Source organism: Bacillus sp. BK450, assembly GCF_004364885.1.
In the GTDB taxonomy this organism is placed as follows: domain Bacteria; phylum Bacillota; class Bacilli; order Bacillales; family Bacillaceae; genus Bacillus; species Bacillus safensis.
Genome location: NZ_SOBQ01000005.1, coordinates 105,818 through 120,483 on the forward strand (window position 1 = coordinate 105,818; position 14,666 = coordinate 120,483).

A 14,666-nucleotide genomic window follows, 5' to 3' on the forward strand; every position below is an offset into this window, starting at 1 on the left:
GAAATGCAGCGTATGTCTGATCAAGAGCAATGGATCGAATCTGGACTTGAAATTGCAGTCGTAGGATTAGCAGGTACGTTTCCCGGAGCACCGAATGTCCAATCGTTTTGGGAAAATATATCGCAAGGGAAAGAATCCGTTACGTTTTTCACTGATGAAGAATTAAAGGCAGCGGGTGTAGATGAGACACTGTTAAAACGGTCTGATTATGTGAAGGCGAAGCCATATTTAGAAAATGCATCTTCTTTTGATGCAGACTTTTTTGGCTACTCTCCGCGAGAGGCATCCATTATGGACCCGCAAATTCGATTGATGCACGAATGCACGTGGCATGCGCTAGAGGACGCTGGCTATGAGCCTGAGCAATACGAAGGGTTAATTGGCCTTTATGCCGGGGCATCTAGCAATTTATCGTGGATGGGGCAGCATATGTCGTCTCTTGAAAAGAATGAAGATGTGTTTCAAATCATGCATCTCAATGACCCGTCCTTCGCTTCCCGGGTTGCCTATAAATTAAATCTAAAAGGACCAAGTGTATCAGTGCAAACGGCTTGCTCCACGTCGCTTGTTGCTATCCATATGGCCTGCCAAGGATTAATCGGCGGCGAATGTGACCTTGCACTAGCGGGGGGCGTCACACTCCATCAGCCGCAGATCACAGGATATCAATACCAAGAAGGAATGATTTATTCCCCTGATGGACATTGCCGTCCGTTTGATGAAAAAGCAAAAGGGACCATTTTTGGGGAAGGTGCAGGCGTTGTTGCACTAAAACGGCTAAAAGATGCGATAGAAGACGGAGATTTTATTTATGCTGTTGTAAAAGGATCTGCAACGAACAATGATGGAAGCAACAAAGTCGGCTATACAGCCCCAAGTGTCAGTGGACAGGCAAGTGTCATTGAATCTGCTTTAGAAATGGCCGAAACAGAGCCAGAGACAATTTCATATATCGAAGCACATGGAACAGGTACGCCTGTTGGAGATCCGATTGAGATTGAGGCACTTACTCGTGCTTTTCAAACAGAGCAAAAAGGCTTTTGCCGACTTGGGTCAGTCAAAGCCAATATTGGGCATTTAGATGCCGCCAGCGGTGTCGCTGGTTTTATCAAAACAGTCATGATGCTGCATCATCGACAATTTGCTCCAATGCCGCACTTTGAGAAGCCGAATCACCGTATTCCATTTGATCAAACGCCATTTTATGTTGGAACAGATAAAGAGGAGTGGAAGACGTCTCATTTGCCAAGGAGAGCTGGAGTCAGTGCCTTTGGTATAGGGGGAGCAAATGCCCATGTCATCTTAGAAGAGGCAAAGCCGAGAGAAGCAAACAGCACGACCTCAACCAAAGAATTAATCGTGCTGTCAGCCAGATCAACGCATGATTTGAAGAACATGACAAAAAACTTGAAGGAATATGTCTCCTCACATCATGAACTCTCACTTGGTCAAGCAGCTTATACCTTACAAAGGGGAAGAAAAGCCTTCAAATATCGAAAAACGCTTGTCTGTTCCACACGTGATGAATTATTAGAACAGCTGCATGTGCTAAACGAAGAGACGCCAGGCAGAGAAAGTCTTCTTTTTAAGCGGATAAACATGAGGCTGACTGGTTTTCATGAAGAAGGATTACGTGATTACATCAAGCTGTATGAGAAAGATCTTTCATTTAAAACAGAAGTGGATCGTTTAATGAGCCTCGTCCAATCCGTGATACCTATTAAAAAAGACGATCTGTTCCATTTCAAACAAAACGGTCAACCAGAAGTAGCTATGCTGATCATGACATTGGCTTTTGCCAGCCAGCTAAGATCACTCGGAATTGAACCAGACGTATGGATTGGAGAGGGCAGCGGGGTGTGGACAGCTTTATGTGCAGCAAGTGGGCTTGAGCTAACAGAGGCGGCATCTATTGTATACCGCCTTCATGACAACCAGATGATCAATCAAAAGCTGGCTGCATTGCCTCAGAAGACACTCCAACAGCCTGTTTACATTGCGCAGACAGGGGAGGAACTAGCTGCTTTCGATCCATCGTCTGCAATGCGTTTCCTTGATATAGAACAGCCTGTAAAATCGCCTTTGTTCAAGCAAGAATCAACAGCCTTGATGATTGATCTTTCAAAGAAACAAGGAATTGTGGTTGAAAAGGGAGCAGAAAAAACAACCGAACCACTTGATGGAGACCTGATGCAAGTCGCAGGTGTTCTTTGGGAAATGGGGGTCGACTTAGCTTTTCCTTTAACAGAGGAGAAGAATAGGAAGCGCATTCCGCTTCCAGGCTATCCATTTCATAAAACAGATTTCTCTGTACAAACAAAAACGATGGCAGCTATTGAACCACAAAAGCCGAAGGCTGTGAAGCGTGACTTTCCTACACTCGCCTCTTTACAAAAAGATATTCACACCATTGTTCAAACTCATTTTGGATTTGATCAAATGGATGATGACTCGCCATTTTTTGAATTTGGTGCGACATCACTTGATATATCTCAGCTTGCAGCAAAAATCTCTGAGCGAATGGATCAACAAATTGACACTGTTCAATTGTATCGGTTTGCTACAGTTGCAAGTCTTTCTGAATACTTATTTAAAGAACAAACGGAATGTGAGCAAACACCAGCTTCTTTCCCAAAAAGAAATACATCACAGGAAAATCCAGATATTGCGATTGTCGGAATGGCAGGAAGATTCCCAGGGGCTTCATCGCTAGAAGACTTTTGGCAGCGTCTTGTGAATGGCGAGGAAATGATTCACTTTTTCACAGAAGAAGAACTCAAGAAAGCAGGGCTGGATGCGTCAGTCTATCAACATCCGAATTTCATTGGAGCAAAAGGACGTTTACAAGAAATTGAAGGTTTTGATGCAGATTTCTTCAACTATTCTGCTAGAGAGGCAGAGCTAATGGATCCACAATTCAGGCTCTTGCATGAATGTGCTTGGGAAGCGCTGGAGGATGCTGGCTGTGACCCTGATAGAATGGCAGGGAAAATTGGAGTTTATACAGGAACAAGCCCAAATCATGAATGGCTGACACGCTTTGCACATCAAATGGAAGCAACCGAGCAATTCAGCGCAATGCTGTTAAATGATCGTGAGTTCTTTAGTACGCAGCTTTCTTATAAATTGAATCTACACGGGCCTAGTGTGACGATGCAGACAGCTTGTTCGACCTCACTTGTCAACATTGGCATGGCCTGTCAAGCATTATTGAATCAAGAATGTGATGCAGCGCTGGCAGGAGGTGTGACGGTCAGTTCTCCAGAAAATATCGGCTATATTTATCAAGATGGAATGATTCAATCAAAAGATGGCCATTGCCGTCCGTTTGACCAAGAGGCGAGCGGAACCATTTTCGGAGATGGAGCGGGGATCGTTCTGTTAAAACGTTATGAAGATGCGATAAGAGATGGCAACCCGATTCATGCGGTGATCAAAGGGGTTGGCGTGAACAATGATGGCAGCCGAAAAGCTGGTTTTACCGCTCCGAGTGTGGAAGGGCAGGCAGAGGTATTAAAAGAAACGTATGAAAAATCAGGTATAGATCCCGCGTCTATCGGTTATTTAGAAGCGCATGGTACGGGGACAAAAATGGGAGATCCAATTGAAGTATCCGCCCTTAGCCAAGTGTTCAAAGGAACAGAGCCGCTGACAATCCCAATCGGTTCAGTTAAAAGTAATGTCGGACATTTAAATAGTGCGGCAGGGATTGCAGGTCTGTTTAAAGCCATTTTGGCTATTCAGCACAAAACGATCCCGCCAACCATTCATTATGAATCACCCAATCAGGAGATTCCTTTTAAAGATACACCGTTTTATGTGAATCAAAAGGCGCTGTATTGGAAGGAATCAGATAAGCCGAGAAGAGCGGGGATTAGTTCCTTCGGTATCGGCGGGACAAATGCCCATATGATCATAGAAGAAGGCATACAGGCAAAGCAAAAGTCAGCTTCTAAGCAAAAGCAGCTGCTCGTTTTATCTGCAAAAACGGATACCGCTTTAGCGAAAATGACAGATCAATTAAAGCAGTATGTGATACAGCATCCTCAAGTTCCGCTTGAAGATATTGCTTATACATTGCGTTATGGCAGAAAGCAATTTCCATATCGAAAAGCGATCGTGCTTGCGTCTGCTGATGAATGGCTGCAGCAGAAACAGCTTGAAACGAGTGTGTTCCGAAGCAAAAAATGGCGTAAAGCTACCTTTATGTTTTCAGGTCAAGGTGCTCAATATGCTGGCATGATGCGCGAATTATACGATGCAGAACCAGTCTTCAAATGGGAAGTGGATAGATGCTTCAAATATGTAATGGAGACGGAGCATGTTGATTTAAAAGGCATTGTTTTTCCAGAGGATGAAACGAATGAAGACATCACAAAAACGTCAAATGCTCAGCCGCTGCTCTTTATATTTGAGTACGCATTAGCAAAATTACTTCAGCATAGCGGTGTTGAGCCAGAGTCAATGATTGGGCACAGTATCGGAGAATATGTTGCCGCTTGCTTGTCAGGGGTCTTTTCTCTGGAGTCAGCATTAACACTCGTAATGGCAAGAGGCAGATTGATGCAAGGAATGGAAAAAGGCGCCATGCTTAGTGTGCAATTACCCGAGGCGGAGCTGAATTCAATCATCGATGAATCGCTTTCGATTGCTGCAGTCAATGCAAAAGACCTTTGTGTCGTTTCTGGTAAAGAAGAGCATATCACCGCTTTTGAAAAGAAATTACAGGACAAAGGAATTGTGACAAGACAGCTCCATACTTCTCATGCTTTTCATTCCTATATGATGGAGCCGATGCTTGAGGCGTTTCAACAATTCGTAGAGAAAATAGAACTGCATGAGCCGACGATCCCGTTCATATCAAATGTGACAGGCACTTGGGCGACAAATGAAGAGGTGATGACAGCATCTTATTGGACCAACCATCTGCGTGGAACCGTTCGTTTTCATGAAGGTTTATCACAGCTGTTAACCGATGAAGTACGAGCTCTCATTGAGGTCGGACCTGGAAACAGCTTGACGGCATTAGCGAAACGTCATGAAAACAAAGAGTCTCATCATGATGTCCTAAATATGGTGAGGCATGCAAGGGAACAAGCGGATGACCATGCGTATTTCTTAAAACGTATAGGAGAGCTATGGGCAGGCGGTTATGAGGTCAAAACGCAGCCGCGTCCAACTCAAGAGGAACGACAGCTTGTATCGCTTCCCACATATCCATTCGAACGAAAACGATATTGGATTGAAGCAGGAAAGCCCGCTTCTCCGCAGCTGTCCGTTCCTAAGGAAACGAAGAAAAAAGAGATGGAAGAATGGTTCTATCTGCCTTCATGGGAGCAGCAGCCGCTAAAACCAGTTTTCGAAAAAGAACCAGAAGAGCAAACGTGGCTCATTTTCAAGGAACAGGATGCCTTTCATGAACTGTTTGCACAATCATTCAAACAACAAGGAATCAAGGTCATTTTTGTCACAAAGGGTGAGGTCTATCAAGAGCTGGAGCAGGCGTTTACGATCAATCCGGCAGAAGGTAAGCACTACAGAAACATGCTAGATTCATTGTCTAATAAAGGTATCAATATCAATCGGATTCTGCATTTATGGGAATCTGCGAAAGAAGAGGACAGCTTGAATCGCCAAGCTGCCTTTCAGACGCACATTGAAAAGGGCTATTACAGCTTAATTTTCTTATCTCAAGCGATTGCTGCACAAAAAAATATTCGAGAATGCCGTTTGTTTACTGTCACTAGCGGAATTCAGCCAGTTACAGGGAATGAGATGATATGTGCAGAGAAAAGCGCAATGCTTGGGCCGGTTAAAGTCATTTCACAGGAATACCATCACATTAAATGCTGGAATATCGATGTGGAAGATGTGCCGGATGTTATGACTTGGAAGGAACAGGAGCTTGTCGATCTTATTGGGCAGGAAATTATGCAGCCTGGAAAAGACCAGCTTGTAGCGTATCGCAATCGTCAACGCTGGGTGCAGAGCTACAAACGTTTACCGCTGCAAAAAGAAGATGGACTTCCGAAACTGATCAGGTCAAATGGTGTGTATCTCATCACGGGTGGTTTAGGCGGCATTGGATTTGTTCTATCAAAGATGCTGGCGAAAGAAGGAAATGTTCATCTTTATTTAACAGGAAGAACGGCATTGCCGCCAAGAGATGAATGGGCGTCATATGTTCAACAAGAGAATGCCGATGAAGCGCAGCGTACGAGAATTAAGAAGGTACTCGAGCTTGAACGATTAGGTGCAACAGTAGAAGCGGTGCAGGCGAATGCAGGAGATCTTAAGCAGATGAAACATGTTTTTGAAATCATTCGCAAAAAGCATGGCGGCGTTGATGGTGTGTTCCATGCGGCAGGATTACCAGGAAGTACATCCTTCCGAGCCATTAAAGATATCCCATCTACACTGGCGCAGGGAGAGGATCAATTCCAATCAAAAGTGAAAGGGCTCGATGTGCTAGAGCAGCTGCTGGAGCAAGAACAAGCGGATTTTTGTCTCCTCTTTTCATCCATAAGTGCACTGCTCGGAGGCTTAGGATTCTCTGCTTACTCAGCAGCTAACTTATATATGGACGCATTTGCAGCTAGACTCAATCAAAATAGTCAAACCCCATGGATGTGTGTGAACTGGGATGCGTGGAATTTCTGGGGTGAGCTAGAATCCACAATTGGTGAATCGATTAATGAGCTTGCGATTTTACCAGAAGAGGGTGCTGAGCTGTTCCAATATGTTCTGTCTAACCGACAGAATCGTCACATGCTCGTGTCCACAGGAAATCTTGAAGAACGGATAGATCAATGGCTGTCATTAGAATCGAAGGCTGTAGCGAGTGCGGATTCATATGAAGTGTCTAAGCACGAAAGACCAGAGCTGGGCAATCCGTATGTGGCTCCTCGAAATGAAACTGAAAAAGTGATCTGTCAAGTGTGGCAGGATTTTATGGGCATGGAGCAAGTGGGCATTCACGACAACTTCTTTGATTTAGGTGCAAGCTCGCTGGATATTGTTCAAGTGACCAATCGGTTAAATCAAGCACTTCAAACAAATGAAGCAGTGGTGACCTTGTTTACGTACCCATCTGTCGCAGAGCTTGCAAAATATATTCAGCCTTCTGAGGAATCGAAGGAAGATACGATGGAAGAAGAACTAGCCGTCGTCACATCAGGTGATCGAAGAGCTCGTTTTAAACAGCAACGGAATAAAAGATTGAGAGGCGGAATCGAGAATGAATGATACAACGAATCACTATCATGGCGCAGAAATTGCTGTTATCGGTCTTGCAGGTCGTTTTCCAGGTGCCAAAAACGTAGATGAATACTGGGAGAATCTGAAAAAGGGAAAAGAAACAATCTCCTTTTTTACAGAGGAAGAATTACGAAGTGAAGGTACAGATGAAGCCTTATTGAAAAACCCTCGTTTTGTCAAAGCAAAAGGGATGCTTGACGATGTCGATTTATTTGATGCGGATTTCTTTGACTATACTCCAAAGGAAGCGGCTATGATGGATCCGCAGTTCAGACTGTTTCATGAATGTGTTTGGACGGCACTTGAAGATGCTGGGTATGATCCGTTTGAATATAAAGGGCAAATCGGTCTTTATACAGGTGCAGGAATCAATACAGAATGGGTCATGAGAGCACTTCAAGGGGCAGCTCAAGGTGAGGATTCAAAAACGCTGGAAGCTGCTGTTCTAAATATGCGTGACTATTTGGCGACGATGATTTCGTATAAATTAAATCTAAAAGGACCGAGTATGGTGGTGCAAACCGCCTGCTCGACCTCGATGGTGTCGATTCATTTAGCTGTTCAGGCTTTATTAAGCGGAGACTGTCATATGGCTGTTGCAGGCGGTGTGTCCATTCGCCTGCCGCAAAAATCGGGTTATCTATATCAAGAAGGAATGATCCATTCTTCCGACGGTCACTGCCGCGTTTTTGATAATAAAGCAGATGGAACCGTTTTTGGAGATGGTGCAGGAGCTGTTATTTTAAAAAATTTAGAGGATGCAATTGAAGACGGCGATCACATTTATGCTGTCATTAAAGGATCTTCTATTAATAATGATGGAAATAGAAAAGTAGGGTATACGGCACCGAGTACGAAAGGCCAAGTATCAGCTATTAAGACAGCACTTCGAATGGCCGAGGTTGAACCTGAATCCATTTCTTATATTGAAGCACATGGAACCGGAACAACACTAGGAGATCCGATTGAAATTGAAGCACTCAAGCAAGCGTTTGATACAGATAAAAAAGGCTTTTGCCGCATTGGTTCTGTCAAATCAAATGTTGGTCATTTGAATGATGCATCAGGTGTCGCTGGCTTTATTAAAACCGTATTAAGCTTAAAGCATCAAGTGATTCCGCCAACGATTCATTTTGAAACACCGAATGAAAAAATTGAATTTGCTGATTCTCCATTCGTTGTAAATACGGATTTGACACCATGGAGCGAGCAGGCATCTCCTCGCAGGGCAGGTGTAAGCTCATTTGGGATTGGTGGAACAAACGCTCATGTCATTTTAGAAGAAGCACCTGCTGCACGTGTCCCAGCAGATCGCACAGAAGATAGTGAACTTCTTTTATTATCTGCGAAAACACCGGCAGCCCTTGAAAAAATGACGGATCGCCTTGCTGACTATTTACTTCAGCATCAGCAGCATATTCGTTTAAGTGATGTCGCCTATACGCTGCAAACAGGGCGCCATCATTTCCCGCATAAACGTGTCATTCTTGGAAGTGATACAGCTGACATATTACAGGCGCTGAATCAAAGGTCAAAAGAGGTGGTCAAGACGGCAAGCTCTCAAACATCGAGCCGGCCAATCGTCTTTCTTTTCCCAGGCCAAGGATCTCAGTATGTAGACATGGGGCGTCAGCTTTATGACAAGTATCCAGTTTTTAAGGAAGCGCTGGATCAATGCTTGAATCAATTCAAACAGCATGTCTCAGTTGACCCGTTCAGCATTTTATTCTCAACAGAAGCAAGTGATGATCCTCAATTGATTAACCAAACCGAATATACACAGCCGCTTCTGTTTAGTATGGAATACGCTTTGGCTAAATTGCTGATGCATTTTGGCATCAAACCGCAGGCGATGATCGGTCACAGTATTGGAGAATACACTGCTGCTGCCGTATCTGGTTTACTGTCTGTTGAAGATGCCGTAGATCTCGTCTGTTATCGCGGACAGCTGATTAGCCAGCTTCCAAAAGGCTCTATGCTGAGCGTACCTTTGAGTGAACAGAAAGTGCTGTCATATTTGACGGATGACCTTTCACTTGCGGCAGTAAATGGACCTGAGTTATGTGTGGTGTCTGGTGAGACGACATCTATTGATGCACTCGCTGAGAAGCTGGAGGCAGCTGGACATGGGTGCAGAAAGCTTCACACCTCTCATGCCTTCCACTCTAAAATGATGGATGATATCCTGCCATCATTCAAAGAAAAGGTAGCTGAGTATCAATTGAATGCGCCATCTATCCCGTATATTTCTAACGTCACAGGTACGTGGATTGAACATGAAGCAGTGCAAGATCCAGCATACTGGGCTGATCACTTGCGGCAAGCAGTTCGTTTCCGTGATGGAGCAGAGACATTATTAACGGAGCTTGATCCCATTTTTATTGAAGTTGGACCGGGGAATACGTTAAGCGCCTTTATTCGTCAAGTCTCAAAGGATCACCATCAGCAGCCGATTCCATTGATGCGTCACCCGAAAGAAGAGGCAGCAGATGACCGCTACCTGCTAGGAAGATTGGGTGACATCTGGCTTCAAGGAGTGCCTGTGGACTGGACAAAATTACGAAATCAGAAATCGAATCAAAAAGTATCCCTGCCAACTTATCCGTTTGAACGACAAAGATATTGGATTGAAAAGGTAGATACAGCTGCGTTATCCTCGTCTTCAGGTGTGCAAATGGTCGTGCCGAAGGAAAACAAAGGGCAGGAAATCGAAGAAAGCAATCAATATCAATCCACTGAGGCGAATGGTATAGAAGCAACATTACAGCGGATGTGGAAAGATATTTTAGGAATTGAAAAGGTGGGAAGAGACGATCACTTCTTTGAGCTTGGAGGACATTCGTTAAATGCGACCGGTCTTATTTCTCAAATTCACAAAGAGTTTGGTGTAGAACTAACGCTCACAGATATGTTCAACAATCCGACGATCGACAAGCTCCAAGCATTCATTGAAAAGGCAGAGAAGCATCAATATTTCAAAATTGAACAGGTGGAACAGAAAGACACGTACCCATTATCCGCCGCTCAAAGACGAACATTCCTCATTCATCAGCGTATTGGTCAAGTGACTTCATATAACATGCCAATGGCTCTGAGATGTAAAGGTGAAATCGACGTCGAGCGCTTTGAACAGACCTTTAAGCAATTGATTGATCGTCATGAAACCTTGCGAACGACCTTTGAGTTAAAGGATGGAGAACCTGTTCAGCGCGTCCATGATGATTTTCAATTTGCTGTTGAAATGACTGAGGCTGATGAACAAGAATTAGAAGCACAAATCGATGAATTCATTCGTCCATTTGACTTAAAGGCTGCACCATTGATTCGTGTGCGTTTTGTGAAAATTGTAGAAGATGATCATCTTTTATTAGTTGATATGCATAATATTGTCGCTGATGGAGCGAGCATGAACATCTTTATTAAAGAATTTACTGAGCTCTATCGCGGGGAAACCTTGCCGGAACTTACTGTGCAATATAAAGATTATGCAGTGTGGCAAGACAAATATTTCCGCAGCGAGATGTTTCAAAAGCAGCAGGATTATTGGAAGGAGCAAATGGGCTCAAATGTTCCGACTTTAACAATGCCATATGATTTTGAACGAAAGGAACAATCCTTTTTGGGAAGAGCGATCAAATTTAATATTGAACCGCACATCGTTGAGAAAATTGAACAGCTCGCTGAACGATATCAGCTGACCAATAACGTCATCTTGTTCCAGCTTTATGGCCTGCTGCTCTCACGTTATGCCGATCAGCAAGAACTGATTGTCGGTTCTCTTGTGGCTGGAAGACGTCATGCAGATATTGAGCATACGATCGGGATGTTTACGAACTTCCTGCCAATCAAACTAGACATGGCACAAGAAGCATCCTTTATAGAACAATTGGTACAGACAAAACAAGTACTACTCGATGCGTACGACCATCAAGAATACCCGTTTGACCAAATGGTCGAGCATTTGAATCCAAAAACAAGGCCGCATCGCAATCCATTCTTTGATACGATGCTTATCTATCACAATGAATACGATCCGAATATTAAAATTGAAGCTGATGGACTGACCTTTGAAACGCATGAGTTTGCAAAGGGAATTTCCAAACTCGATATGAAAATGGATGTTGTCAGAGAGGTAACGGGTGAGTTAAAGTGCGTTCTTCAATACAACCTTGCTCTGTTTAAACATGAGACGATGCAAGCTTTCGTCAAGCACTTCCAGCACTTGATCGAACAAGCTGTTCAAACACCAGATCAACTGCTCAAGGATTTCGCTGTGCTTTCACAGGAAGAAGAACAAGCAGCAAAAGAGAAAAGAGATCGTGCAGAGAAAAAAGAACCACTTGTGCTCACAATCAGCTCGACATTTACAGCAGATCCAGTTGCTCCTTACATTCAGTATTGGACCAAGCAGTTTGATGTGCAGTTCGATATTCAGTTTGCACCGTATGGGCAGGTGTATCAGGAGCTGTTAAATGAGCGCAGCCTTATCTCACAGAAGAAAAACGGTGCAAATCTTCTCCTCATTCGTCTAGAGGATATCGCTGGTCCAGCCCATCTCTCACTGGATGAAAAGAAAAAACTGGCTTCAGAGCATGCAGAAGAACTTGTAAACGTTCTGAAATCAAAAACAAAACATAACCTATATTTTGTTGGTATTCTGCCGATAAGTGCGGCTCTTAGGGACACGTTGCAGGACGTGGAACAAGAGTGGATTGCTCAGTTATCTAAGATAGGCGGTGTTCAGTTGATCGACTGTCGTCAGCTTGCTCAGCAATATCAGCTCGATGACATTTTTGATGAAAAAGGAGAGCAAGCCGCACATCTCCCATTCACTGAAGTCTTTTGCGGTGCCATCGGTACAAAAGTCGCGCGAGAGATTGTGGCATGGAAAGGTGCACCATTTAAGGTAGTGGCCATTGATTGTGATCATACGCTGTGGAGAGGTATTGTTTCAGAAGACGGTGTGGAAGGCATCGACATTACGCCAGAACATCAAATACTTCAGCGCTTCTTAAAGCAAAAACAACAAGAGGGAATGCTGCTTGTGCTAAGCAGCAGAAATAATGAAGAAGATGTGTGGCGTGTGTTTGAAAACCACCCAGATATGGTCTTACAAAAAGACGATATTGTCGACTGGCGGATCAATTGGGAAAGTAAACCGGGACATCTAAAAGAAATGGCAGATTCACTGAACCTTTCATTATCTCAGTTTATTTTCTTAGATGATGACCCAGCTCAGTGCTTGCGAATGAATGAAGAGCTGCCAGAAGTGATGACATTGCTCTTACCTGCCAATGAAAAAGCCATTCCATTATTTGTTGAGCATGCTTGGGCTTTTGACCGTTATGATGTGACGGATGAGGATAGAGGGCGAACCATGAGCTACAAGGCTGAAAAAGCTCGTCAAAAAGAGAAAGCAGAGTCGCCGTCAATGGAACAATTTTTACAAGATTTGAACTTGCACATGAGTATAACAGAGTGGGGAGAGCAGCACCTTGCGCGTGTGGCACAAATGAGCAGCCGTATTAACCAATTCCGCTTAAATGATCAGCACTTTGATGAACAGCAGCTGAGAGAGCGGATGGAAAATGAGCATGTTCAGGGCTGGCTCATTGAGGCAGCAGATCGCTTCAGTCATGAAGGGATTGTAGGAGCGATCTTGGCTCATCATGCAGACGACACGTTGAAAATTGATGCATGGATGCTAAGCTGCCGTGCTCTAGGGAAAGGGATTGAGCAAAAATGTCTGACATGGCTCGCCGAATACAGCCGTCAGCACCAGCTTTCTTCCATTGAATTTACGTTTGTATCGACCGGACGTAATGAACTATTCAAGTCATTTATGGAAGAGCACCAGATCCAGGAGATCGAGGGGCAGCAAACGTATCGTATAAAAGTGGGGGAAATCGGTTCATTGAGTGATCACATTCAAATAGCCGGTCACCTGTCACCTCCTCAGCACTCGACTGAAGAAAAAGAGGATCACAAGATGGAGGCAGCAAGTCATCTCGCTTCTAAAGGTTTTACATGGGAAACGGTTCAAACAGATCAAACGCTGCATAGCGGTTATGTAAAAGCCCTTGAGGTACATGATGAAGATAGTCTACGTTCATTATTAACGACAAAATTTACACAGGATCAAGGACTTTATGCACAGCCAACCAATGAACGTGAGGCATTACTTTTAGACGTTTGGTGTGACATTCTTCATGTGGAAAAAGTAGGAATTGACAACGACTTTTTCGATTTAGGAGGAAATTCTTTACTTGCTATCAAAATGGAAGTAGAGATTGAAAAGAAGGGTTGGTATGTTGATGATTTGAATTTTGCTGAAAAACACACTATTCGCGAATTAGCAAAATATATGAAGAGGGAGAATCAGCATGCATAAAGATGTAAAAGCCATATATGAAGAATCAAAAATTTTAGATGAGGCTACTCATTTATACGGGGTCAAGCGAAGTGATATCCACTTTATCGCAGATGCAGAAAACTATGTGTATGAACTAAAAAAAGATGGAGAGTCTTTCATTTTAAAAATTACTCATACCATCCGCAGATCACCTAATTATATTTTAGGTGAAATGGAATGGCTGCATCACTTAGCGAAGGGCGGACTTTCCGTTGCGAAACCAATTGCTTCATTAAATGGCCGTGATATCGAGCAAGTAGACGATGGGCAGGGCGGCGCATTTCTGCTTCGAGTCTATGAAAAAGCACCAGGTCGTAAAGTCGAAGAGGCGGACTGGAACGATGAATTATTTTATGCCCTTGGACAGTACACAGGTCGCATGCACAAACTGACAAAAAGCTATCATTTGTCAGACCCGCGTTATAAAAGACAAGAGTGGGATGAAGAGGAGCAGCTGAAACTGCGTAAATATGTACCGGCAGATCAGACCCTTGTTTTCGAACAAGCGGATCGGTTGATGGAAAAGCTGGCAAAGCTTCCGAAAAATCAAGATACGTACGGATTGGTTCATGCGGATCTTCATCACGGAAACTTCCACTGGGATCAAGGGAAAATTACGACCTTCGATTTCGATGATATTGGGTACAACTGGTTTATGAATGACATTAGTATTTTGCTATACAATGTCTTGTGGTACCCAGTAATTCCATACGAAGACAAAGCTGCTTTTGCAGGAAACTTTATGAAACAGTTCCTTAAAGGCTATCGTGAAGAGAATGAACTTGGAGATGAGTGGCTTGCCTATATTCCTGATTTCCTACGTTTACGTCACATGCTGATCTATGGCTTGCTGCATCAAGCATTTGATTTAGCTGACATCGGAGAAGAAGAAAAGGCGATGCTCGCCGGCTTCCGTTCCGACATTGAAGAAGCAGCACCTATAACGACGTTTGACTTTACAAAGCTAAGTCAATCTTAAAATAAACATCCCCGCCTA

3 protein-coding genes are annotated in these 14,666 nt (G+C 43.7%); all 3 read left to right on the top strand.

Annotated elements, in window-relative coordinates; translation table 11 throughout:
• Nucleotides 1-12 precede the first annotated feature (12 nt).
• The 3 genes from EV579_RS16105 to EV579_RS16115 are packed head-to-tail and all read left to right on the top strand — an operon-like array spanning nucleotide 13 to nucleotide 14,648.
• Nucleotides 13-7,245, top strand: coding sequence for a type I polyketide synthase (locus EV579_RS16105; protein ID WP_166644709.1), 7,233 nt, complete (start codon nucleotides 13-15; stop codon nucleotides 7,243-7,245).
• Complete coding sequence (locus tag EV579_RS16110) at nucleotides 7,238-13,648, top strand: type I polyketide synthase (RefSeq protein ID WP_133744833.1); 6,411 nt, start codon at nucleotides 7,238-7,240, stop codon at nucleotides 13,646-13,648. The genes EV579_RS16105 and EV579_RS16110 overlap by 8 nt, the downstream gene beginning before the upstream one ends.
• On the top strand, nucleotides 13,641-14,648 hold the full coding sequence (locus EV579_RS16115; protein WP_056767571.1) for a phosphotransferase enzyme family protein: 1,008 nt from the start codon (nucleotides 13,641-13,643) through the stop codon (nucleotides 14,646-14,648). The genes EV579_RS16110 and EV579_RS16115 overlap by 8 nt, the downstream gene beginning before the upstream one ends.
• Nucleotides 14,649-14,666: the final 18 nt, after the last annotated feature.